Genomic DNA, 22,508 nt, shown 5'->3' with positions numbered 1-22,508 from the left:
GAGTCGTCTCTTGAGTCTGTTTCATTCCCACGATCATTCCGGTCACGACCACAGCGAGCACGGCCATGGCGGCCACCATCACGGCCATCACCATGGCGAAGCCTCTGGCCCGGCCGTTTTTCCATGGCGTCGTGCTGCACTGGCTGCGGTGCTGATTGCCTTCGCGGTCGCGGCGGCGAGTCTGGTGCAGGTGCGCTCCGGCGAGGCGACAGTCATCACGCGCTTCGGTAACCCTGCCCGGGTGCTACTCGATCCCGGCCTGAGCTGGCGCTGGCCGGCGCCATTCGAAGCAGCAATCCCCGTTGATCTGCGTCTGCGCACCACCTCAAGCGGCTTGCAGGACGTCGGTACCCGTGACGGCCTGCGCATCATTGTTCAGGCGTACGTGGCCTGGCAGGTGCAGGGCGATCCGGACAACGTGAAGCGCTTCATGCGCGCCGTGCAAAACCAGCCGGACGAAGCTGCGCGGCAGATCCGCACCTTTGTCGGCTCGGCACTGGAAACCACTGCCGCAAGCTTCGATCTGTCGAGCCTGATCAACACTGACGCCAATCAGGTGCGCATCGCCGATTTCGAAAACCAGCTGCGTCAGCAGATCGACAAGCAACTGCTGACCACCTATGGCGTCCGCGTCCTGCAAGTGGGGGTCGAACGTCTGACGCTGCCCTCCGTGACCCTCAACGCGACGGTCGACCGCATGCGCGCCGAGCGCGAAACCATTGCCACCGAGCGCACCGCCATCGGCAAGCGCGAGGCGGCGCAGATCCGCTCTGCCGCCGAACGCGACGCGCGGATTGTCGAGGCCGACGCAACCGTGAAAGCCGCTGACATCGAAGCGCAATCCCGCGTCGAGGCGGCGCAGATCTACGGCCGCGCCTATGCCGGTTCGCCGCAGCTGTACAACTTGTTGCGCTCGCTGGACACCCTGGGCACCGTGGTGGGGCCGAGCACCAAACTGATTCTGCGTACCGATGCCGCGCCCTTCCGTGTGCTCGTAGACGGCCCGCCGACCCTGGATGGCAAGGCTGGAACGCAGCCATGAATGAGCAAGACGCGGCGCACATCGAGCGACCGGTGGTGAACAGCCCGTGGTTGCAGGCCAGCCGGCTGGCGTTTCTGGGGCTGTATGTCGTGACCCTGCTGGCGGCGCTCGGCTGGGCTGTCTCCAATGTGCGGGAAATCGATCCACAAAACCGCGCCGTGGTGTTTCGCTTTGGCGAGCTGGACCGCGTGCAGAACGCCGGCTTATTGCTGGCCTGGCCGCAACCGTTCGAGCAGGTGGTGCTGTTGCCTTCTGCTGACCGCGTGATAGAGCGCCATGTCGAAACGCTGTTGCGTTCACCCACTGCGTTGGCAGCCGACAAGATCACCAGTTTTGCGACGCCGATGAGCGACGCGCTGGCAGGCTCGGGCTATCTGCTCACGGGCGACGCCGGTGTCGTACAACTCGACGTGACGGCGTACTACAAAGTGACCGACCCACGAACGTTCGTGCTCCAGGGCGAGCACGTGCTGCCGGCACTGGATCGTCTGGTCAATCGGAGCGCCGTCAGCCTCACGGCGGCGCGGGACCTGGACACCATTCTGGTGGCGCGTCCCGAACTGGTGGGCTCCGACAGCCAGTCTGCCGAGCGTCCCGAACGTCTGCGTGGCGATCTGGTGCAGGGCATCAACACGCGGCTTGGTGAGCTGGCTGCCACCGGCGTCGGCCTGGGCGTTGAAGTCGTGCGGGTCGACGTGCAGTCCAGTCTGCCAGCGGCTGCGGTGAATGCGTTCAACGCGGTGCTTACTGCGAGTCAGCAAGCCGATCAGGCGGTGGCGAACGCGCGCACGGATGCAGAGAAACTCAACCAGACCGCCAATCAGCAGGCTGACCGCACGTTGCAGGTCGCCCATGCCCAAGCGTCCGAACGGCTGGCCAAGGCGCAGACCGACACCGCTGCGGTGACGAGCCTGGCGGTGTCGATCCAGAACAAGAGCGATCCCGGATTGCTGCAGCGGATCTACCGCGAGCGGGTGCCTGTCATCCTGAAACAGGCGGGCTCAGTGACTACGGTCGACCCCCGCGACGATTCCCGCCTGATCATCCAGGGAGCTGACAAATGAGTGGCGAAGCCGTGCATAACCATTCCCACGACTCTTCTCACACGCATACCGCGCCAGTCGCGCCCGGCAGCATGCTCACCGGCCGCGAACAGCGCAGCGCAGCCCGTCAGTTGACCCTGGCGATGCTTGCCCTGGGCTTGCTTGCGTTGGGGCTGGTCTGGCGATTCTTCTCGCCCGAGCAAGTTGGCGTCAGCCAATTGCTGTTGGGCGCCGCCTCGCTGTTGGTCGCGATCCCGGTGGTCAGCGCCGGCTGGCACAGCCTGCGGTACCCCAGCCTGCACGGCATTACCGATCAACTGATCGCACTGGCCATGCTGGGCGCCTGGGCCACGGGCGATCTGATGACCGCCGCGTTGCTGCCCATCATCATGATCTTCGGTCATGTGCTGGAGGAGCGCAGCGTCATTGGCTCCCAGGAAGCCATTCAGGCACTGGGCCGTCTGACCCGCAGCCATGCGCGGTTGATCGACAAGGATGGCGCCATCCGCGAAGTCGACAACGGCACGCTGGTGGCGGGTGACCGCGTGGAGGTGCGCGCTGGCGACCGTGTCCCGGCTGATGGCCTGGTGATTTCCGGCCAGGCCAGCCTCGACACCGCTCCCATCACCGGTGAGTCGGTCCCGATTGAAGCGCGCGCGGGCATGGAAGTGTTTGGTGGCGCGATCAACCTCGACGGCCTGCTGCGTATTGAAGTGACGCGTATTGGCAACGAGTCGACCTTGGGCAAGGTCATCGCGCTTATGCAAAGCGCCGAACGCTCCAAACCGCCCATCACTCGGCTGTTGGAAAAGTACGCCGGCAGCTACATGGTGCTGGTGCTGCTGATCGCCGCCGTGACGTGGTTCATCACCAACAACGCGCAGGCCATGCTGGCGGTGTTGGTCGCCGCCTGTCCCTGCGCGCTGGTGCTGTCAGCGCCGGCGACAGCCATCGCCGGTATTGCCGTCGCCGCGCGCCACGGCATCCTGATCCGCAGTTCGGCTTTTCTTGAAGAACTGGCCGACCTGACTTCGCTGGTCGTCGACAAGACCGGCACGCTGACCTACGGCAGTTTGCGTCTGCAATCGGTCCAGGCCGAGGAGGGCGCGGGCGACGACGTTATCGAGCTGGCGGCAAGCCTGGGTTCGGCGAGCAGTCATCCGGTCAGTCGCGCGCTGGCGACGTTGGTGGACAAGGATCATCTGCTCCCTCTGGACGACATTCGTGAACGCCAGGGGCTGGGCGTCGTCGCACAGACAGCCCGGGGTGAAGCGGCGTTAGGGCGGCCTGAGCTGTTCGCCCAGCTGGGCATTGCGACGTCGCCGGTTCCCGATCACGATGGCCCGATTGCCGGGCTCGCGGTAAATGGGCACTTTCTGGCCTGGCTGCTGCTGGCCGACAGCCTCAAGCCCGAGGCCCGGCAGGCGCTGAGTGAGCTGCGCGAGCTGGGCCTGGGCCGGCAGTTACTGCTGACCGGGGATCGCCAGAGTGTCGCCGACAGCCTGGGCCACGAGGTCGGCATCAGCGATATCCACGCTCAGGCGTTGCCCGAGGACAAGCTCAATCGGGTCATGAGCGAAATCAAAAAAGGCTTTCGTCCGATGGTCGTCGGCGATGGCATCAACGACTCCTTGGCGCTGAAGGCCGGCGTGGTCGGCGTTGCGATGGGGGCGGGCGGGGCGGACATCGCGTTGGCCTCCGCCGACATCGTGTTGATCGGCAGTGACCTGCGCCGTCTGGGCACCTGTGTGCGCCTGAGCCGTCAGTGCCGCCACACCCTACAGGTGAACGTAATCATCGGACTCGGCTGGACGCTTGCCATTGTCGCCATGGCGGCTTTCGGCGTGCTGGGTGCGGCCGGCGCCATGATTGCCGCGGTCTTGCATAACCTCAGCACGCTGCTGGTGCTGGGCAATGCTGGTCGATTGCTGCGTTTTCACGAGCCCATCGCGAAGTTTCACAATCCCTCCTAAGCCCCATTCCCCGGCGCCTAAGCCGAAAGCGCCGGGTTAGAGGGGCTCCACTAAGTATTAAAATTCGCTTGAGCTTTGAAGAACTCTGTTACAAATTAACTTCAGTCTTGTTCGGGGTGCTCCATTTGCAGGCGTCACATTGGCTCGAATTCCGGGGCACAGGGTTGTACCCGTTGTAGATTCGTTGTCGTTAAAACAAGCCGATCGCCTGACGGCTCCTGATCTGGAGTCGGTTATGGACTACCCTTTTCCGTGTAGCTGGATCAGGGGGATTTCATATGCTCGCGCAACTTCCACCGGCGTTACAGAACCTTCATCTGCCGCTGCGTCTCAAGCTCTGGGACGGCAACGAACTCGATTTGGGCAGTGATCCCCGCGTCACGATCGTGGTCAAGGACCCATCCCTCGTTTCCGATTTCACCCACCCAAGTCTGGGCCTTCTTGGCAGCGCCTTCGTTGAGGGCCGGCTTGAGCTGGAAGGCTCGATCAGCGAAGTGGTCCGGGTGTGTGACGAGCTGACCAAAGCGCTGGTGGATGAGGACGACGACAATGTCCCTGTGCGCACCGAGCACGACAAGGCCACCGACGCCGCGTCGATTTCCTACCACTACGACCTCTCCAATGACTTCTACCGGCTGTGGCTGGACCGGGAGATGGTCTACTCCTGCGCGTACTTCAAGACCGGCAACGAGACGCTCGATCAGGCGCAACAGGACAAGTTTCATCATCTGTGCCGCAAGCTGCGTCTCAAACCGGGTGAGTACCTGCTCGACGTCGGCTGTGGCTGGGGAGGGCTGTCCCGCTTTGCCGCCAGTGAGTACGGCGTCAAGGTGTTCGGCATCACGTTAAGCCGCGAGCAACTGGCGCTGGCCCGGGAGCGAGTACGCGCGGACGGTCTGCAGGACCGTGTCGAATTGCAGCTGCTCGACTACCGGGATTTGCCCAAGGACGGCCGTTTCGACAAGGTCGTCAGCGTCGGCATGTTCGAGCATGTCGGCCACGCCAATCTCGAGCTCTACGCGAAATGCCTGTTCGATGCGGTGAAGGAGGGCGGTCTGGTCATGAACCACGGCATCACCGCCAAGCACACCGATGGGCGGCCTGTCGGGCGCGGCGCGGGTGACTTTATTGATCGGTATGTGTTTCCCCACGGTGAGCTGCCGCACCTGTCGATGATCTCCGCATTTATCAGCGAGGCCGGTCTGGAAGTGGTCGATGTGGAAAGTCTGCGCCTGCACTACGCCAAGACCCTCGAGCATTGGAGCGCTCGTCTGGAAGAGAAACTCGACATCGCCGCGGCGATGGTGCCGCAGCAGGCGCTGAGGATCTTTCGATTGTATCTGGCTGGCTGTGCCTACGCGTTTTCCAAGGGCTGGATCAACCTGCACCAGATCCTGGCGGTGAAACCGCGTGCGGACGGCGGCCATAATTTGCCGATGACGCGGGATGATGTGTACAGGTGATTGGCTGAAGCCTGTGGCAGTCAGCTCACTTCCACAGGCCCTGAGTGCGCAATCAAAGGATGGGCGAAATCAATCTGGCGACCCGCATTCCCAGCTGCTGCAAATGGTGGGTCTCTTTGCTCTCTTCGCCTGAGATTTCGTGGGAGAGGGCGAAGTCGTCGATCAACATGGTTTCCACCTCACGCGCGAAGTCCTCATCCACGGTCAGCAGCATGAGTTCGAAGTTGAGCCGGAACGATCGGTTGTCCAGGTTGGCGCTGCCGATCGCCGAGATCGCGTTATCCACCAGCACCACCTTCTGGTGCAGGAAGCCAGGTTTGTAGCGAAAGATGCGAACGCCTGCGCGGACTGCTTCAAACGCAAACAAGCTGGAGGCTGCATACACCGTGTAGTGGTCAGGACGCGACGGCAGCAGCAGGCGCACATCCACGCCGCGCAGTACTGCCAGCCTCAGCGCCGCCGACACTGCTTCATCGGGAATGAAATACGGTGTCGTGATCCACACTCGCTCGCTAGCCGCGTGAATGGCTTCGACGAAGAACAGCGAGCAGGTTTCCTGCGCATCGGCTGGGCCGCTGGCGAGTAACTGGCACAGCACGCCGTCTTCGGGGTAACTGTCTGGCAGGATCAGCGGCGGGATTTCTCGAGTCGCCCAGAACCAGTCCTCGGCGAACGATTCCTGCAGACACGCCACGACAGGTCCGACCACACTAACGTGGGTATCGCGCCACGGCGCCAGCGGCGGCTTCAGGCCCAGGTATTCATCGCCCACGTTGTGCCCGCCGACGAAGCCTTTGACGCCGTCAATTACCACGATCTTGCGATGGTTGCGGAAGTTGATCTGGAAACGCGTCAGCCAGCCGCCTCGGGTGGCGAAGGCTTTGATCTGCACACCACCGGCACGCAGCGTTTCGATATAACGCGCTGGCAGCGCGTGGCTGCCGATGCGGTCGTAAAGCACATGAATAGCGACGCCCTCGGCAGCTTTCTCCAGCAACAGCCCTTGCAGGCGGCGGCCCAGGTCGTCGTCGTGGATGATGAAGAACTGCACGAACACCACTTCTTTGGCGCTTTTTATGGCTTCGAAGATCGCGCCAAACGTTTCATCCCCGTTGATCAACAGCTTCACTTCGTTGTTCGCCAGGCACGGCATACGGCCCAGCTTCGGCATGGCGCGCAGGGATCGATATGCATCCGAGCGCCGCGCTGCTACCGCCTCTTCAATCCATGGCTTCCAGTTGAAGTCGGCGATCGCTGTGCGCATCTCGGTGTTCGCCTGACGTCGCGCCTTGATGTAGGCATCGAACGTACTCCTCCCGAAAACCAGATACGGGAGGAGCGCCACATAAGGGATGAAGATGAGGGGCATCGCCCAGGCAATCGAGCCCTGAGCAGTACGTACAGTAAGTAAGGCGTGGATTGCTGCGACAATGCCCAGCAGGTGAGTGAAACCCAGCAAATAGCCAAAGAAATACGGGCTGTGGTAATCCATGCGCAACCTTGTGCTAGAAGCTTATTGGTGTCTAACAGACCACACCGCACCGGGATTGTCGCTATTTTATTGCGGGTGCAACTGGCCACTCGATCTGCCGTCTAACCGTCATCGTTCAGTGGCTTGCGTGCAGGCCGCATCAAGATGCCCAAGAGTAAAAAAGGAAACCCGATTCATGAAAAAGCGCGTACTGGCGTTGATGGTTTGTCTGACTGCGCCCTTCGCCCAGGCGCAGGTGCTGCAGCCGGGACTGTGGGAGCTGAGCTCAAGCAACATGCAGGTGGACGGCCAGCAAATGCCGGACTTGCAAGTGATGCTTTCGCAATTGCAAATGATGGCGCCGCAGCAGCGCGCGGCCATGGAGCAAATGCTGGAAAAACAAGGCGTTACCCTTGGCGGGAAGGGCGTGCGTATTTGCCTGACCCAAGAGCAGGTCAAAAATGAGCAGATCCCGCTGACCGATCCGAAGTCGGGCTGCACCCAGCAGATCACTGAACGTACCGGTGCTACCTGGAAATTCAAGTTCAGTTGCCCTCGCGCTCAAGGCACTGGCACCGCACAGTTCCTCAGTGACCGTGAGTTCAATACCCATGTCATCGGCTCCTTCAATGCCACGGGCCAGCAGCAGAACGGCAGCATGGACACGCGCGCTGTTTGGCTGGGTCAGCAGTGTGGCACTGTAAAACCGAGAACCTGATTCGCCCTGATTATCAAGCGCCCTGACTTGTCAGGGCGTTTTTGTCTGTTCAGATAGAAGGCCGTGTTCCACGTGGAACATCTTATTGTTTCACATGAGCTTTTCCACCTTAGGGGTTGAACAGGCTCGTTAAAAATACCGCCTACCTTATAAAAAGCTTCATCTTCATCAGATATTCCGGCTGTTATATTGTAACTATCACCCTCTATCTCTGAGCCGGGATGCTCTTCGCCTTCGGAACGTGCCATGCACCGACGTCAAATGCTGCTCAACATGCTTTTGGCCAGCGCCGCCTTTGCGCTTCCATTTTCAGTCAACGCTACGCAGATCCGAAACGCTCGTCTGTGGCGTTCGGATAGCAAGCTGCGTCTCGTGTTCGACCTCAGCGGCCCGGTGCAGTACAAAACCTTCACGCTCAGCGCGCCTGAGCGGATCATCATTGATGTCAGCGGCGCGCGCCTGGAGGGCAACTTCAGTCAGCTGGCGCTGGAAAACACGCCGATCAAGTCCATTCGTTCCGGCCATTTCGGTCAGAGCGATACGCGCATCGTTCTTGATCTGACATCCCCCGTGCAGATCAACAGCTTTCTGCTGAGCCCAGAGGGTGCCCAGGGTAACCGGCTGGTTCTGGATCTGGGGCATGACGTGCTTTCCCGTCCACCGGTGCAGCTGGCCGCAGCCGCACCGTTGGCAAAAGAGCCGCCCGCCCAGTCCACGGGAAGAGACCGTTCCAAGCGCGACATCATGGTGGTCGTCGATGCAGGCCACGGTGGCAAAGACCCTGGCGCTGTCGGCTCGAAGGGTGAGCGCGAGAAAGACGTCGTGCTGTCCATCGCTCAGTTGCTTGCCAAGCGTTTGAAGCGCGAAAAGGGCTTTGATGTGCGCTTGGTCCGCAACGACGACTTTTTCGTTCCGCTGCGCAAGCGCGTAGACGTTGCGCGCAAGTACAACGCTGACATGTTCATCTCGGTCCACGCCGACGCCGCCCCTCGGTTGACGGCCTCCGGCGCGTCTGTGTTTGCCTTGTCGGAGAACGGCGCGACATCGGCGACAGCGCGGTTCATGGCCCAGCGTGAAAACGGTGCCGACCTGATCGGTGCGACCAGCCTGCTGAATCTGAAAGACAAGGACCCGATGCTGGCCGGCGTGATTCTCGACATGTCGATGAACGCCACGATCGCCGCAAGTCTGGATTTGGGTCACACCGTACTGGGTAGCCTGGAAGGGATCACGACGCTGCACCAGAAGCGCGTGGAACAGGCCGGGTTTGCAGTGCTGAAATCACCGGATGTGCCGTCGATTCTGGTCGAGACCGGCTTTATCTCCAACAGCCGTGACAGTCAGCGTCTTGTTACCGCGCGCCATCAGCAGGCCGTGGCCGATGGTTTGTTTGATGGTATGAAGCGCTACTTCGAGCGCAATCCGCCGGCAGGATCGTACGTGGCGTGGCGGCAAGAGCAAAAGGCGAATGAGGCAATGGTCTGAGGATCACGATGCCGAGCCCCGCGGAGAGCAGAGTGCTTGTCTACGGAGACGGGCAAGCCGCGCGGCTCACCGACAACCCATCACTCGGTCGCAGGTGATTTTGGTCCGGCTCCCGCTCGAACTCGACACCCGACTGATCGTCGTCCAGCCCACCTTCCGGGTGTACCCCACCCAGGTCTCGCCGTCCGATGCCAGCCCGGTGAAGAAGGTCAGCGAACCGTATCGGCTGTTGGTCTGCGCCCAGCGGCGCTTGCCCACACTTTCGAAGCCGCGCACAAACATGGTTTTCCCTGCCAGCACCACGCTGTACGTGTTGTCGTCGGCATCGATGCAGGCCAACAGCGTCGCAGTGCGCGTGCACAACGCCTTGTCCAGCCTGGGCGAGGGCGGCAGGGCGAACGCTTGCGTGTTCAGCAACAGCGAGTAGCCTGCCAATAACCAAAACCACCGAGTCATGAAGCTGCCTTAAAAAAAGATTAGCGCCTATGTATCGTTATACTATAACGTAAAAAACGAACACATCCGCACTCTGGTGAAACCTTCATGAACCGCCTTCCCGTTACCGTCCTCTCCGGCTTTCTTGGCGCTGGCAAAAGCACGCTGCTGAACCACATTCTGCGCAATCGCGACAAACTGCGCGTCGCCGTGATCGTCAACGACATGAGCGAGATCAACATCGACGGGAGCGAAGTTCAGCGGGACGTCAGCCTCAATCGGGCGGAAGAAAAACTGGTGGAGATGAGCAACGGCTGCATTTGCTGCACCCTGCGTGAAGACTTGCTGGAAGAGGTAAGTCGGCTGGCCCATGAGGGCCGTTTTGACTATCTGCTGATCGAGTCCACGGGCATTTCCGAACCGCTTCCCGTGGCCGAGACGTTTACCTTTCGCGATGAACAGGGCCGGAGCCTGGCCGATGTTGCCCGACTCGACACCATGGTGACGGTGGTCGATGGCCTGAATTTTCTGCAGGACTTCAACGCCGCAGAGAGCCTGGCTTCACGCGGCGAGACCCTGGGCGAAGAAGACGAGCGGGCGATCACTGATCTGCTGATTGAGCAGGTCGAGTTCGCCGACGTGATACTGATCAGTAAGATCGACCTGATCAGCTCAACTGATCGGCGGGAACTGATGGCGATTTTGCGGCGGCTTAACAGCCAGGCAGAGATTCTGCCGATGGTCATGGGCGCGGTACCCCTCGGCAAGATCCTCGACACCGGTCGTTTCGACTTCGAACGCGCGGCTCAGGCGCCGGGCTGGCTCAAGGAGTTGCGCGGCGAGCACACGCCGGAGACCGAAGACTATGGCATTGCGTCCACGGCCTATCGGGCGCGTCGGCCTTTTCACCCCCAACGCTTTTTCGATTTCCTGAATGCACCGTGGGAAAACGGGCGGCTGCTGCGCTCGAAGGGTTTTTTCTGGCTTGCCAACAAGCACGAGGACGCGGGCAGTTGGTCCCAGGCCGGCGGCTTGATGCGTCATGGTTTCGCCGGTCGTTGGTGGCGCTTCGTGCCCAAGGCGCAGTGGCCGCAGGACGACGAAAGCACGCAGGTGATCATGCGCAGCTGGGAGTCGGAGACCGGCGATTGCCGTCAGGAACTGGTGTTCATCGGGCAGAACATCGACTTCGGCCGGCTGGCTACCGAGTTGGATGAATGTCTGCTGACGGACGCCGAGATGGCGGCCGGCGTTGCAGATTGGCGCTCAATGCCTGATCCGTTTGGCGACTGGTACGGTGATGCGGCGTGAAGCTCCTTGGTCTTACTGCGTTTTCCAGATGCCTTTGCTCTGCTGCTCGCAGAACGGTTTGAGAAACGCTGCGTCGCTGGCCACGCCGTAATAGTGAATGTTCTGCCGATAAGGCATATTGGCCACCTGCGCGTTGCTGCACTGGCCAAATGACCCGACAGGGCATTGGTCCGAGTACGTAACCTCTGTTTTCTGATCCTTGAGCTGAGGTTTGCAGAAACCGTCATGGAACAGGTCTGGCGGGATGTTCAGATTTTCCTGACAGACTTTGACGTCCACTCGCTCGCCTTGGCTGTGCACGACGCACGACTCGGCCCAGACCTGCGTCGACGTCATCGCCGACAGCGCCCACGCCAGCCCCATGGGCAGCCACATTGCTCGCATCAATTACCTCCGTCAGCGCTCATTTCAGGAGCGATCTCAAGAATGGCCGACATGCTGCAGAACATCCCCACTCATGTCATTGCAGGCCCGTTAGGTGCCGGCAAGACGAGCCTGATCAGGCATCTTCTCAAGCAGAAACCTGCGCACGAGCGCTGGGCTGTGCTGATCAATGAGTTCGGCCAGATAGGCCTGGATGCTGCGCTGCTGACGACCGGCGACGATGGTATCGCACTTGGCGAAGTGGCTGGCGGTTGCCTGTGCTGCGTCAATGGCGCGCCTTTTCAGATTGGCCTCGGCCGGCTGATACGCAAGGCCAGACCGGACCGTTTGCTCATAGAGCCCTCCGGGCTGGGGCATCCGGCTCAGTTGATCAAGCAACTAAACGAAGCGCCCTGGACCGGAGTGCTGTCGATTCAGCCCAGTGTCATGGTGCTCGACGCCCAGGCACTCGCCCGAGGTAACGAGCTGCCTGACACCCAGCGAGACGCCCTGGCGCAGGCGGGCCTGTTGGTGCTGAACAAATCTGAAGGACTGGACCCGTCCACGCGAAAGGCGATTGCCGGTGCGCTGCCTGATCGCCCGCTGCGCTGGGCTGACCACGGCGCATTGTCGCTGGACTCGTTGCCCGGCATCGACGTCAGCGCTCACGCGGGCTCCGACAATTCGGCGATCCCGCGGTCGTTGGCGCAACTTCATGCAGCGTGGGCGGAACCGATGGCGCCAGTCTGCCTGAGCCAGCAACAGGCGCAAGGCTGGAGCATCGGCTGGCGCTGGCACCCTGAGCGGGTATTTGATGCGGCGAACGTGCAAACCTGGCTGCGAACCTTGAGCTGGCTGCGCGCCAAGCTGGTAATCCACAGCGAAAGGGGATGGGTCTCGGGCAACGCGCTCAATGGAGGCGCGTTGGACTGGTCGTCAAGTGAATGGCGCAGGGACTCGCGTCTTGAGCTGATCTTCGACGGGCCTCAGGACGAGGCCGCTTTGCAGAGAACGCTGGCGGCCTGTCTGCTCTAAAGCGAGTTATCCACAGCGGATCACTGCTTCCACTTATTGTGCTCCTGACGCCACTGGCTCAGCTGAATGATTTCGGCGGTCGGCTTCGGGTCTTTGATCTCGAACGGGTAGGGCGCCAGCTCGATTTGCGCCGCGTGGGCACCGAACATAGTGATCGTGCCGGGATGCCGATGCTCGCCGGTGACGGTGAACTCGAAGTTATACACGCGCGCCAGGCGCTTGCGGCCTTCATTGTCGCGTTTGAAGGCGAGTCGCTTCAGCGCCACGTTGCCGTCAAGCAACTCGAGATCGAGTTTGGCGCAGTGCTGTTTGACGCGTTCGAGCGCCCGTTCACGCAGGCCATGGGCGTGCCACAGCCAGGCGCCGGCAGTCGCCAGCAGCATGAGGACGAAAATGTTGCCCAGGGTCAGCATGGAAAAGAACTCCAACAGAAGGCTTGCAGCTTAACTGCGTCGGGTGACAGACAGCCATAGCCCGAAAGTTTAATTTCGCTTCACTTCGTCCGGCATCGCCACTACTGTGCCTTCCCGGTCTCAGGAACCTGCCATGAAACGTACGCCCCATCTCCTCGCCATCCAGTCGCATGTCGTGTTTGGTCACGCCGGCAACAGCGCAGCCGTGTTCCCTATGCAGCGTATCGGCATCAATGTCTGGCCGTTGAATACCGTTCAGTTCTCCAACCACACTCAGTATGGACACTGGGCAGGGGAAGTCCTGTCGCCGCAGCAGATTCCGGCGTTGGTCGAGGGGATTGCCGCGATAGGCGAGCTGGGCAATTGCGATGCGGTGCTGTCGGGTTATCTGGGCAGCGCAGCGCAGGGACGGGCGATTCTGAGCGCCGTTGCGCAGATCAAACGCGCCAATCCACGTGCGCTGTATTTGTGTGACCCGGTGATGGGGCACCCGGAAAAGGGCTGCATCGTGCCGCAGGAAGTGAGCGATTTCCTGCTGGACGAAGCCGCTGCAGTCGCTGACTTTCTTTGCCCGAATCAGCTGGAGCTGGACAGCTTCTCCGGCCGCAAACCCGAATCGTTGCTCGACTGCGTGGCCATGGCGCGCGCATTGCTGGCCCGAGGCCCGAAGGCGGTGGTCGTCAAGCACCTTGCCTATCCCGGAAAGCCCGCGGACGGCTTTGAAATGCTGCTGGTGACCGAACACGAAACCTGGCACCTGCGCCGACCGCTGCTGGCATTCCCTCGGCAGCCTGTCGGCGTGGGCGACCTGACTTCCGGGCTGTTCCTGTCACGGATTCTGCTGGGTGACGATCTGCGCAGCGCCTTCGAATTCGCGGCCTCAGCGGTGCATGAAGTGCTCCTGGAAACCCAGGCCTGTGGCAGCTACGAGCTGGAACTGGTACGCGCGCAGGACCGAATCGCTCACCCGCGCGTCAAGTTCGAAGCGGTCCGGCTGTAAGCCGAACCCGGCTCTGGCTTAAACCGGCTCATCCTTGATTTCACGGTAACGCTTCTCCAGTTCCTGACGGATCTGGCGGCGTTGTTGTGCCTGCACGTAACGGCGCTTGTCTTCGCCGTTGGCCGGCGTTAGTGGCGGCACGCTGGCAGGTTTGCGCTGGTCATCCACCGCCACCATGGTGAAGAAGCAGCTGTTGGTGTGACGAACCGATCGCTCGCGGATGTTTTCGGTCACCACCTTGATGCCTACTTCCATCGACGTATTGCCGGTGTAGTTGACCGATGCCAGGAACGTGACCAGCTCGCCGACGTGAATCGGCTCACGGAAAATCACCTGATCCACCGACAGGGTCACCACATAGCGTCCTGCGTAACGGCTTGCACATGCGTAGGCCACTTCGTCGAGGTACTTCAGCAGCGTCCCGCCGTGCACATTGCCAGAAAAGTTGGCCATGTCCGGGGTCATCAATACAGTCATCGACAGCTGGGCGTTTCCGGGTTCCATAGCGGGCTCACGGTCTAAAAGGGTCAGAACGCACCTTGCTCAGGTGCTCGAATGCAGATTGGCTACAAAACCATTGATACCGGGACGCCAACGGCCGCCTCGCCGTCACGCCCTGCACCCATCTGTTTCCATATATTGCACTGGCTTACCACGCTTTTGTGCGGTGTTAACCTGCGGAAGCCCTTGGATGGGGTAAATCCTGCGTCTCAGTCAGAATATTCAGGCTTCGTTGGCGAGTTTTCGTACAGCAGTCGTCTCTCTTTCAGACGGATACGCGCATTTCACCGATTGCCAGCAGGAGCAGCGCCCATGCATGCCATCAGTTTCATTCAAGACCTGGCGGTGCTCATGCTCGTGGCGGGCGTCGTAACGGTGGTGTTTCACCGGCTCAAGCAACCCGTGGTGCTCGGCTATATCGTCGCCGGCTTCATCATCGGCCCGCACACCCCGCCTTTTGGCCTTATTCACGACGAAGACACCATCAAGACCCTCGCCGAACTCGGCGTGATCTTCCTGATGTTTTGCCTTGGCCTGGAATTCAGCCTGCGCAAGCTGTTCAAGGTGGGCGCGACGGCGTTCATTGCCGCGTTTCTCGAAATCATGCTGATGATCTGGATTGGTTACGAAATCGGCCAGTTCTTCGCCTGGAACACCATGGACTCGCTGTTCCTGGGTGCCATTCTGGCGATCTCGTCCACCACCATCATCGTCAAAGCGCTTAACGACCTGAAGATGAAAAATCAGCGCTTCGCCCAGTTGATCTTCGGCGTGCTCATCGTTGAAGACATCCTCGGCATTGGCATCATCGCGCTCTTATCAGGTATCGCCGTGAGCGGCACAGTCAGTTCCGGCGAAGTGTTTTCCACGGTCGGCAAGCTGTCGCTGTTCATGATCGTGGCGCTGGTCATCGGCATTCTCGTCGTGCCGCGAGTGCTGGCCTATGTCGCGAAGTTCGAGAGCAACGAGATGCTGCTGATCACGGTATTGGGGTTGTGCTTCGGGTTTTGCCTGCTGGTGGTCAAACTTGAGTACAGCATGGTGCTTGGGGCATTTCTCATCGGCGCGATCATGGCCGAATCCAGGCAGTTGGCGAAGATCGAGCACCTGGTCGAGCCCATCCGTGACATGTTCAGCGCGATCTTCTTCGTCGCGATCGGCTTGATGATTGATCCGAAGATTCTGCTCGATTACGCCTGGCCCATCGCGGTGATCACGGTCGCTGTGGTGCTGGGCAAGATGATTTCCTGCGGGCTTGGCGCTTTCATCGCCGGCAACGACGGCAAGACCTCGCTGCGTGTGGGGATGGGGCTGTCACAGATCGGCGAATTCTCCTTCATCATCGCAGCGCTGGGGATGACGCTGCGGGTCACCAGCGATTTTCTCTACCCCGTCGCCGTGGCGGTCTCCGCGATCACGACGCTCCTCACCCCTTATCTCATCCGGGCTGCCGACCCGCTGTCCCACACGCTGGGCGCCATTGTGCCTGCACGCATGGCACGTGTGTTCGGACTGTACGGAGAGTGGCTGCGCAGCATTCAGCCGCAGGGACAGGGCGCGGTGCTGGCGGCGATGATCCGGAAGATCCTGCTGCAAGTCGGGATCAATCTGGCGCTGGTCATCGCCATCTTCTTCACCGGGGCATTCTTTGCAGAACGGATTGGCGTTTATTTCAGCGACTGGGTCAGCGATGTCGGGCAGCAAAAAGCCTGGATCTGGGGTGCGTCGTTGCTGCTGTCGCTGCCGTTTCTGATCGCTGCTTATCGCAAGCTCAAGGCGCTGTCGATGCTGCTGGCGGAGATGAGCGTGAAGCCGGAGATGGCGGGCAGGCACACAGCGCGCGTTCGGCGGGTGATCGCCGAAGTGATCCCGTTGCTGTCATTGGTGGTGATTTTTCTGCTCATCGCATTGCTGTCATCCAGCATGCTGCCGACGCGCGAGTGGCTAATGCTGATCGTCGTCGTGGCGGCCGTGGTGGCTGCCGTATTGTGGCGCTGGTTTATCCGGGTCCACACGCGCATGCAGATCGCGTTGCTCGAAACCCTCGGTAACCACCCTGAGCCATGAGCTCTGGGATCTCAGTCAGCCTTGAGGTTGGTGCCTGAAGGCTGACTGAGGACAGCGGTTTTGATTCTCAGCTTTCCAGCCACACGTCACGCGCCCAGTGCCAGACGGATTCCCAGCTTTCTTCGGTGACGAGTTCTTCTTCGCCAGACCACAGCACGACAGTGCCGTCTTCTTCAACGCAGTAGTAATCTTCGCCGTCCTGACAGATCGGGATCAGCTCGCGCGGTACGCCGATGTCCCAGGCAGTCGCCGCCACTTCCGGCAGATACGTATGCGAGCCCGGATCAGTGACGGTGACGGGCTCAAGGCTGCCGTAGACCACGTCGCTGACGGTCAGCAAGAACTCCTTGAAGACGAAGGGGATATTGATGAACAGCTGCTCCTCAACCTCGACCAGCTGATCTTCATCAGGCAGTTCAAGCGGGACAGGGACCGGTTCATTGGCTTCACGGAGTTGTTCGATGACTTCTTCCACGACGTGGATCCTCTAACGATTTGCGCGGGTTATACAGTAGCTCAAAGGCATCGCCAAATTAACTTGGCTTCTATAAAAAGCAGAACCCCGGAACAAGTCCGGGGTTCATTTGCAGCAGCTCAACGGTATTAGCCGTTCTGGCGGATACCTGCCACCAGCCAAGGCTGGTTGTCACCTTGGGCGCGTTCCATGTTCCAGCTTTCGCTGAACACTTCGCCCTGATCAAAGCGCGACGTTTTCGACACACCGTTGAATGTCAGCGTAGCGATGGTCTTGTCGGCGCGATCATCCAGACCGTCCAGTTGCACAGTGAGGTTGTCGATGAACGTGGACTGGAAGCCTTCACCCAGATCCGCGCGTTCTTTTTTCAGGAACTGCAGCATCTGCGGGGTCACGAACTCGGAGATCTTGTCCATCTCGTTCGCGTCCCAGTGCTGTTGCAGCGACTGGAAGTGGCTGCGGGCCGCCTCAAGGAAGCGTTCTTCGTTGAACCACGCCGGCGCATTGATCACCGGACGGGCTGCCGCTGCAGGAGCGGAACCGCCGAAGATCGAATTCTGTGCCGGTTGTGGCTGTTCGAAGGTTTCACGCTGATAAGGAGCACCAGCGGGGGCCATCTGTGGCTGCTGTTTGCGTCGACGGGCCGCGATGAAGCGGAAGATCACGAAGGCGATGATCGCCATGATCAAGATGTCGAAGAACTGCATGCCCTCAAAGCCACCACCCATGAACATGGAAGCCAGAAGACCCCCGGCGGCGAGACCGGCCAATGGGCCCAGCCATTTGGAAGCACCGCCAGCAGCAGGCGCAGGACGGCCAGCGGCGTTAGGTGCTGCGGCAGGAGCAGAAGGAGCTGTTTGACGCGCCTGGTGACTTGGCGCCGAGCCCATGCTCTTGCCACCACCGAAACGCGCAGCATTGACGTCGAGGCTCATGGTGAGCCCGATCATCATTGCCAAAGCGATGCTAAGAAAACGTTGCATAAGGGAATTCCCGTTTGTGGATTGCACGCGCGCCATGTTGCACAGGACAAATGGGGATGACCAGCGGCCATATGTTTCCGGCTTTTGCGTGAATCTTCACCTGCCTGCCCTACTTGGGTTGTAGGCAGGTGAAGAAAGTTCTGTAGGAAAGATGGGGGGCTGGATGTGGGAATACAAGGGGCGCATCAACGCATCGTCAGTTGCCGATCAAACCGGCTCGAGCTTCGCGTACCCTAGCATCAGCCACTTGCTGCCTTCCGAAAAATTCACCTGCACCCGCGCCTGAGCGCCTGAGCCCTCAAAGTTAAGGATCACGCCTTCGCCAAACACCGCGTGCTGTACATGCTGGCCCAAGGAGAACTGGCTCTGCGGAATGGCTTCGCCATCGAACAGACGACTCGGGGCCATGGTTTTGGAACCGCCGAACGGACGGGTCACGCTGTTGGACAGCCGCACTTCCTGAATCAGGTTGGGCGGAACCTCCCGCACGAAGCGCGAAACCTTGTTGTAGGTTTCACTTCCGTAGAGGCGTCGGGTTTCTGCGTAGGTCATCACTAGATGCTGCATGGCGCGGGTGATGCCCACATAAGCCAGACGACGCTCTTCTTCCAGGCGGCCCGGCTCTTCCAGGCTCATCTTGTGCGGAAACAGGCCTTCTTCCATCCCTACCAGGAACACGTACGGGAATTCCAGACCTTTGGCGCTGTGCAGCGTCATCAACTGAATGCTGTCTTCGTGCTCATCCGCCTGCGTATCGCCTGCCTCCAGTGAGGCATGGCCAAGGAATGCAGCCAGCGGCGTCAGGTCTTCCTCTTCGTCGCTGTTCTCGAAGGCGCGTGCGGCGCTGACCAGTTCCTCAAGGTTTTCCACCCGGGCCTGGCCTTTCTCGCCTTTCTCTTCCTTGTGGTACGTGATCAGGCCGGACTGCTCGATGACCGTCTGAGTCATCAGATGCAACGGCATGTCCGCGGCCTTGGCGGCGAGGTTCTCGATCAGTTCGATGAACGCGCCCAACGCCCCAGCTGCACGACCGGTCAGGCCTTTGTTGGCGACCAGCAGGCGCATGGCTTCCCACATGGAAACGTCGGCATGGCGCGCATGCTCGCGAATCGCTTCGACGGTTTTCTCGCCAATGCCGCGGGGCGGGACGTTGATTACCCGCTCCAGCGCCGAATCGTTACCGCGTCCGTCGAGCAGGCGCATATACGCCATGGCGTTCTTGATCTCGGCGCGCTCGAAGAAGCGCTGGCCACCGTAAATACGGTACGGGATGCGCTCGCGCAGCAATGCCTCTTCGAGGACCCGGGACTGGGCGTTGGAACGATACAGAATGGCGATGTCGCTGCGCGCCAGGCCGGTCTTGATCGCGCTCTCAATGGTCTCGACCACATAACGCGCTTCATCGTGTTCGTTGAACGCGGCATACAGATTGATCAGTTCGCCATCGCCGACGTCGGTCCACAGCTCTTTGCCCAGTCGCCCGGTGTTATTGACGATCAAGCCGTTGGCGGCCTTGAGGATGCTCGCGGTGGAGCGATAGTTTTGCTCCAGGCGGATGGTCTCGGTGTCGGGGAAGTCTTCGGAATACTGATGAATATTCTCGATCTTCGCGCCACGCCAGCCGTAGATGGACTGATCGTCGTCGCCGACCACCATCAGGCTGTCGCCGCCCTGGGCAAGCAGGCGCAACCAGGCGTATTGAACGGCGTTGGTGTCCTGGAATTCGTCCACCAGCACGTGACGGAAACGGCGCTGATAGTGCGCAAGCAGGCTCGGGTTGTCGCGCCACAGATCCAGCGCGCGAAGCAGCAGCTCGGAGAAGTCGATGACGCCGGCGCGCTGACAGGCCGCTTCGTACGCCTCGTAGACTGACTTCATGGTCGTCAGAAACAGGTCGCCCGAGGCCTGAATGTGTTTGGGGCGCAGGCCTTCGTCCTTCTGCCCGTTGATGAACCACTGCGCTTGCCGTGCCGGCCAGCGCTGCTCATCCAGATTCAGCTCGCGCATGACGCGCTTGACCAGTCGCTGCTGGTCATCGCTGTCGAGGATCTGGAAGCTCTGGTTCAGACCCGCTTCCTGCCAGTGCGCCCGCAGCAGGCGGTGCGCCAGGCCGTGGAAGGTGCCCACCCACATGCCGGCCGGGTTGATACCCATCAACTGCTCGATGCGATGGCGCATCTCGGCTGCAGCCTTGTTGGTGAACGTCACCGACAGGATCGAGTGCGGCGAGGCGTTCTCGACCTGGATCAACCAGGCGATACGGTGCACCAGCACACGGGTTTTGCCGGAACCAGCGCCGGCCAGGACCAACTGACGACCCACGGAGGCAGCTACGGCCTGGCGTTGGGCATCGTTGAGGGAGTTAAGCAGAAGGGAAAGGTCATCGCGCATCGGGGCATTCTAGGGCGCCGTGAGGGCATGGGCAAACCCTAACGCTGGCCGGTCGTGATGTTGTCACTCCGATTTTTTGCCGTCTGTAGATTTTAATTGATGACTGTTTGGTCTCGACGGACGCTTGTGTATCCTCCGCGAACGTTCAAGGCCACCAATTATAAGAAACGCCATGACCTTCAGCTCCGAAGCCCCGGCAGACTCCGTGGCGACACGTCGTGTCATCTGCAAGCAGTTCGCGACCCAGCTTGCCGCCGAGCGCACCCGCCTTCTTTATCAGGGGTCTCTGCTGCCGACCCTGTTCATGTTCATCAATGGTTTGCTCTGCGCGTGGCTGCTCTGGAGCCCCGAGCGGTACGTGCTGGTTGGCGTCTGGCTGGGATGGCTTTCAGCGCTGGTGTGCCTGCGCGTGCTGCAAGTCGCGGCGTTCAGGTCGGCATCACTCGATCGTCGATCGCAGCCGATCTGGAATCGCATGTTTCTGGCCGGCGCCTGCGTCAGCGGTTTCACCCTGTCCAGCGCCGCGCTGGTGCTGATGCCGGCGCAAAGCCTGGCCCAGCAGGCCTGGGCGTTCGGTCTGATCGGCGCTGCGACGCTGTCTGCCAGTGTGGCCTATGCGGTGAGCATTACGGCGTTCCTCACCTTCACGCTGCCGTGCCTGCTGCCGCCCATCTTCTATCTGTTCTGGACCGGCGACCCGCAATGCCATGGCTGGGGCTGGCTCGGACTGATCCTGCTGCTGGCGCTGATCGTGGTGGCTGCGCAGGTCAACCGTCTGATTGAGCGGGGCCTGATCCGGCGATTTCAGAACGTGGCGCTCATTGAGCATCTTCAACAGGCCCAGGCCGAAAGCGACGAGCTTAACCGCGAGTTGAAGCGCCAGTATGAAGAGCGTACGCGTTATCTGACCCATTACGATGAGCTGACCGGCCTTGCCAATCGGGCGCTGTTCAACGAGCGGCTGCGTGAGGCCAACCAGCGTGCGCGTCATGGCGGGCGCACGCTGGCCTTGCTCCACATCAACCTCGATCGCTTCAAATTGCTCAATGACAGCCTGGGTCACGACATCGCTGACCAACTGCTGCGCCTCGTCGCGCGCAGGCTGAATGCCCACGTCGCAGACGCCGACACTGTCGCGCGGTTGTCGGCGGACGAGTTTGCCGTGCTGTTCGACAGCCACGGCAACCTGACCACGATGGCGCGAATCACGACGCGCCTGCTGGCGAAACTGCGTTCGCCGATATCGGTGTCCGGCCATGAGCTGGTGATCAGTGCCTCGATCGGCATTGCGTTGCTGCCGGGCTCTGCCCGTGACATTCCCGCCCTGGTCAGCCAGGCAAATATGGCCATGCAGCACGCCAAGCACTTGGGCGGCGACAATTTCCAGTTCTACAGCGAGAGTCTAGAGGCAGGTACGCCCGGTCGTTTGCAGCTGGAAATCCAGCTGCGGCGCGCGATCGCAGAAGGGCAGCTGGAGGTTTTTTATCAGCCGAAGCTGGAGCTGGAAAGCGGGCGCCTTAATTCTGCGGAAGCATTGGTGCGCTGGCGTCATCCCGAGCGCGGTCTGATTTCGCCCGGCGAGTTCATCGGGCTGGCGGAGGAGACCGGCCTGATCGCCAACATCGGGGAGTTCGTGCTGCGCAAAGCCTGCCACCAGGCCTGCGAATGGCAGCGGGAGGGTCTCGCTCCGATCAGGGTGTCCGTCAATCTTTCGGTGCACCAGATGCGTCAGGGCAAGCTGGTCAGCCTCGTGCGGCAAGTACTCGAAGAGACCGCGCTCAAGCCGGAATACCTGGAGCTTGAGCTCACCGAGAGTCAGTTGCTGGAGAGCGTCGAGCACATCATCACCACGTTTCAGCAACTGCGCGCACTCGGCGTGAAACTGGCCATCGACGACTTTGGCACCGGCTATTCCTCGTTGAGCTACCTGAAACGATTTCCGGTGCACTGCGTGAAGATCGACCAGGCCTTTATTCGTGGTTTGAATGAAGGGGCGGAAGACGCGGCGATTACCAAGGCGATTATTGCGATGGCCCACAGTCTTGACCTCAGGGTGGTGGCCGAGGGCGTTGAAGATTGCGAGCAACTGGAGTTTCTCAGGTCGCATGGTTGCGATGAGGTGCAGGGCTACCTGATCAGTCGGCCAGTGGAGGCGAGCGTCATGGGCGGCATCCTGCGCAGTCGGCAAGCCGAAGCCTGGAGTCCTGTACGAAAAGCCCTACACTACAAAGCGACCTGACCCTCAACACCGATCGGTTGACCACGGGAAGATCGTTTAACTGTGCGGTTTGCAGGTCATGTAGTATAACTACAAGAAAGCTACAGCCCGGCCCATCCTT

At 60.6% G+C, this 22,508-nt stretch carries 19 protein-coding genes; 11 read left to right on the top strand and 8 right to left on the bottom strand.

Annotation, left to right across the window (positions count from 1 at the left end; genetic code table 11):
• Positions 1 to 10 precede the first annotated feature (10 nt).
• The 4 genes from hflC to cfaB all read left to right on the top strand — a co-directional run bounded on the left by hflC (position 11) and on the right by cfaB (position 5,521).
• Positions 11 to 1,042, top strand: coding sequence for a protease modulator HflC (gene hflC / locus EC919_RS11435; protein WP_133773967.1), 1,032 nt, complete (start codon positions 11 to 13; stop codon positions 1,040 to 1,042).
• A complete protein-coding gene (locus EC919_RS11430; protein ID WP_133773965.1) occupies positions 1,039 to 2,106 on the top strand; it encodes an SPFH domain-containing protein in 1,068 nt (355 codons plus the stop codon). Before hflC ends, EC919_RS11430 begins: the two co-directional genes overlap by 4 nt.
• Positions 2,103 to 4,058 carry a cation-translocating P-type ATPase gene (locus tag EC919_RS11425; protein ID WP_133773963.1) on the top strand — a complete coding sequence of 652 codons (1,956 nt, stop codon included), beginning with the start codon at positions 2,103 to 2,105 and terminating at the stop codon, positions 4,056 to 4,058. Before EC919_RS11430 ends, EC919_RS11425 begins: the two co-directional genes overlap by 4 nt.
• Before the next feature lie 278 nt (positions 4,059 to 4,336).
• On the top strand, positions 4,337 to 5,521 hold the full coding sequence (gene cfaB / locus EC919_RS11420) for a C17 cyclopropane fatty acid synthase CfaB (RefSeq protein WP_133773961.1): 1,185 nt from the start codon (positions 4,337 to 4,339) through the stop codon (positions 5,519 to 5,521).
• A 52-nt stretch (positions 5,522 to 5,573) separates the two neighbouring features.
• Here the strand turns inward: cfaB and cls are convergent, their stop codons facing one another.
• Positions 5,574 to 7,013 (bottom strand): cardiolipin synthase, encoded by a 1,440-nt coding sequence (cls, locus tag EC919_RS11415; protein WP_133773959.1) that lies wholly within the window; start codon positions 7,011 to 7,013, stop codon positions 5,574 to 5,576.
• A 175-nt stretch (positions 7,014 to 7,188) separates the two neighbouring features.
• On the opposite strand from cls, the gene EC919_RS11410 reads away from it, so the two are divergent.
• Positions 7,189 to 7,710, top strand: a complete 522-nt coding sequence (locus EC919_RS11410) for a DUF3617 domain-containing protein (protein ID WP_065988113.1) — start codon at positions 7,189 to 7,191, stop codon at positions 7,708 to 7,710.
• A 246-nt stretch (positions 7,711 to 7,956) separates the two neighbouring features.
• Positions 7,957 to 9,195, top strand: a complete 1,239-nt coding sequence (locus EC919_RS11405) for an N-acetylmuramoyl-L-alanine amidase (protein WP_133773957.1) — start codon at positions 7,957 to 7,959, stop codon at positions 9,193 to 9,195.
• Between the two features lie 66 nt (positions 9,196 to 9,261).
• On the opposite strand, the gene EC919_RS11400 is transcribed toward EC919_RS11405, so the two are convergent.
• Positions 9,262 to 9,651 carry a glutamine synthetase gene (locus EC919_RS11400; RefSeq protein WP_133773956.1) on the bottom strand — a complete coding sequence of 130 codons (390 nt, stop codon included), beginning with the start codon at positions 9,649 to 9,651 and terminating at the stop codon, positions 9,262 to 9,264.
• An 87-nt stretch (positions 9,652 to 9,738) separates the two neighbouring features.
• Between EC919_RS11400 and zigA the strand changes: the two genes are divergently transcribed.
• Positions 9,739 to 10,941 (top strand): zinc metallochaperone GTPase ZigA, encoded by a 1,203-nt coding sequence (gene zigA, locus EC919_RS11395; protein ID WP_133773954.1) that lies wholly within the window; start codon positions 9,739 to 9,741, stop codon positions 10,939 to 10,941.
• Between the two features lie 12 nt (positions 10,942 to 10,953).
• Here zigA and EC919_RS11390 read toward each other — a convergent pair whose 3' ends face one another.
• On the bottom strand, positions 10,954 to 11,316 hold the full coding sequence (locus EC919_RS11390; protein WP_432213809.1) for an NADH:ubiquinone oxidoreductase: 363 nt from the start codon (positions 11,314 to 11,316) through the stop codon (positions 10,954 to 10,956).
• 60 nt (positions 11,317 to 11,376) lie between these two features.
• On the opposite strand from EC919_RS11390, the gene EC919_RS11385 reads away from it, so the two are divergent.
• Complete coding sequence (locus tag EC919_RS11385; protein ID WP_133774213.1) at positions 11,377 to 12,339, top strand: CobW family GTP-binding protein; 963 nt, start codon at positions 11,377 to 11,379, stop codon at positions 12,337 to 12,339.
• A gap of 20 nt (positions 12,340 to 12,359) precedes the next feature.
• On the opposite strand, the gene EC919_RS11380 is transcribed toward EC919_RS11385, so the two are convergent.
• Positions 12,360 to 12,752 carry a DUF3301 domain-containing protein gene (locus EC919_RS11380; RefSeq protein WP_074886003.1) on the bottom strand — a complete coding sequence of 131 codons (393 nt, stop codon included), beginning with the start codon at positions 12,750 to 12,752 and terminating at the stop codon, positions 12,360 to 12,362.
• Between the two features lie 133 nt (positions 12,753 to 12,885).
• On the opposite strand from EC919_RS11380, the gene pdxY reads away from it, so the two are divergent.
• Entirely contained in the window at positions 12,886 to 13,752 is an 867-nt protein-coding gene (gene pdxY, locus EC919_RS11375; RefSeq protein WP_133773950.1) for a pyridoxal kinase PdxY, read from the top strand.
• Positions 13,753 to 13,770: 18 nt separating this feature from the next.
• On the opposite strand, the gene EC919_RS11370 is transcribed toward pdxY, so the two are convergent.
• Positions 13,771 to 14,256, bottom strand: a complete 486-nt coding sequence (locus EC919_RS11370; RefSeq protein ID WP_133773948.1) for an acyl-CoA thioesterase — start codon at positions 14,254 to 14,256, stop codon at positions 13,771 to 13,773.
• 309 nt (positions 14,257 to 14,565) lie between these two features.
• Here EC919_RS11370 and EC919_RS11365 point away from each other — a divergent pair, with 309 nt between their 5' ends.
• Positions 14,566 to 16,320 carry a cation:proton antiporter gene (locus EC919_RS11365; protein ID WP_133773946.1) on the top strand — a complete coding sequence of 585 codons (1,755 nt, stop codon included), beginning with the start codon at positions 14,566 to 14,568 and terminating at the stop codon, positions 16,318 to 16,320.
• 67 nt (positions 16,321 to 16,387) lie between these two features.
• Here EC919_RS11365 and EC919_RS11360 read toward each other — a convergent pair whose 3' ends face one another.
• The 3 genes from EC919_RS11360 to uvrD all read right to left on the bottom strand — a co-directional run bounded on the left by EC919_RS11360 (position 16,388) and on the right by uvrD (position 20,169).
• Positions 16,388 to 16,795 carry an SMI1/KNR4 family protein gene (locus EC919_RS11360; protein ID WP_065988140.1) on the bottom strand — a complete coding sequence of 136 codons (408 nt, stop codon included), beginning with the start codon at positions 16,793 to 16,795 and terminating at the stop codon, positions 16,388 to 16,390.
• A 128-nt stretch (positions 16,796 to 16,923) separates the two neighbouring features.
• Entirely contained in the window at positions 16,924 to 17,778 is an 855-nt protein-coding gene (locus EC919_RS11355) for a Tim44 domain-containing protein (RefSeq protein ID WP_133773944.1), read from the bottom strand.
• Positions 17,779 to 17,985: 207 nt separating this feature from the next.
• Positions 17,986 to 20,169 carry a DNA helicase II gene (gene uvrD, locus EC919_RS11350; RefSeq protein ID WP_133773942.1) on the bottom strand — a complete coding sequence of 728 codons (2,184 nt, stop codon included), beginning with the start codon at positions 20,167 to 20,169 and terminating at the stop codon, positions 17,986 to 17,988.
• Positions 20,170 to 20,341: 172 nt separating this feature from the next.
• Between uvrD and EC919_RS11345 the strand changes: the two genes are divergently transcribed.
• Positions 20,342 to 22,408, top strand: a complete 2,067-nt coding sequence (locus EC919_RS11345; protein ID WP_133773940.1) for a putative bifunctional diguanylate cyclase/phosphodiesterase — start codon at positions 20,342 to 20,344, stop codon at positions 22,406 to 22,408.
• Positions 22,409 to 22,508 lie beyond the last annotated feature (100 nt).

This window comes from Pseudomonas graminis, from assembly GCF_004364335.1.
Lineage (GTDB): Bacteria > Pseudomonadota > Gammaproteobacteria > Pseudomonadales > Pseudomonadaceae > Aquipseudomonas > Aquipseudomonas graminis_D.
Note: the sequence above shows the minus strand (reverse complement) of the source record. Positions and strands in the feature narration are given on the sequence as shown.

Excerpts from the sequence above, each read along its gene's own strand:
- EC919_RS11355 (WP_133773944.1), bottom strand. The coding sequence starts at position 17,778 with ATGCAACGTTTTCTTAGCATCGCTTTGGCAATGATGATCGGGCTCACC.
- EC919_RS11370 (WP_133773948.1), bottom strand. The coding sequence starts at position 14,256 with ATGGAACCCGGAAACGCCCAGCTGTCGATGACTGTATTGATGACCCCG.
- EC919_RS11430 (WP_133773965.1), top strand. The coding sequence starts at position 1,039 with ATGAATGAGCAAGACGCGGCGCACATCGAGCGACCGGTGGTGAACAGC.
- EC919_RS11400 (WP_133773956.1), bottom strand. The coding sequence starts at position 9,651 with ATGACTCGGTGGTTTTGGTTATTGGCAGGCTACTCGCTGTTGCTGAAC.
- EC919_RS11385 (WP_133774213.1), top strand. The coding sequence starts at position 11,377 with ATGCTGCAGAACATCCCCACTCATGTCATTGCAGGCCCGTTAGGTGCC.
- EC919_RS11405 (WP_133773957.1), top strand. The coding sequence starts at position 7,957 with ATGCACCGACGTCAAATGCTGCTCAACATGCTTTTGGCCAGCGCCGCC.
- uvrD (WP_133773942.1), bottom strand. The coding sequence starts at position 20,169 with ATGCGCGATGACCTTTCCCTTCTGCTTAACTCCCTCAACGATGCCCAA.
- EC919_RS11390 (WP_432213809.1), bottom strand. The coding sequence starts at position 11,316 with ATGTGGCTGCCCATGGGGCTGGCGTGGGCGCTGTCGGCGATGACGTCG.
- zigA (WP_133773954.1), top strand. The coding sequence starts at position 9,739 with ATGAACCGCCTTCCCGTTACCGTCCTCTCCGGCTTTCTTGGCGCTGGC.
- EC919_RS11425 (WP_133773963.1), top strand. The coding sequence starts at position 2,103 with ATGAGTGGCGAAGCCGTGCATAACCATTCCCACGACTCTTCTCACACG.
- EC919_RS11410 (WP_065988113.1), top strand. The coding sequence starts at position 7,189 with ATGAAAAAGCGCGTACTGGCGTTGATGGTTTGTCTGACTGCGCCCTTC.
- cls (WP_133773959.1), bottom strand. The coding sequence starts at position 7,013 with ATGGATTACCACAGCCCGTATTTCTTTGGCTATTTGCTGGGTTTCACT.
- pdxY (WP_133773950.1), top strand. The coding sequence starts at position 12,886 with ATGAAACGTACGCCCCATCTCCTCGCCATCCAGTCGCATGTCGTGTTT.
- EC919_RS11365 (WP_133773946.1), top strand. The coding sequence starts at position 14,566 with ATGCATGCCATCAGTTTCATTCAAGACCTGGCGGTGCTCATGCTCGTG.
- EC919_RS11380 (WP_074886003.1), bottom strand. The coding sequence starts at position 12,752 with ATGCTGACCCTGGGCAACATTTTCGTCCTCATGCTGCTGGCGACTGCC.
- EC919_RS11345 (WP_133773940.1), top strand. The coding sequence starts at position 20,342 with ATGACCTTCAGCTCCGAAGCCCCGGCAGACTCCGTGGCGACACGTCGT.
- cfaB (WP_133773961.1), top strand. The coding sequence starts at position 4,337 with ATGCTCGCGCAACTTCCACCGGCGTTACAGAACCTTCATCTGCCGCTG.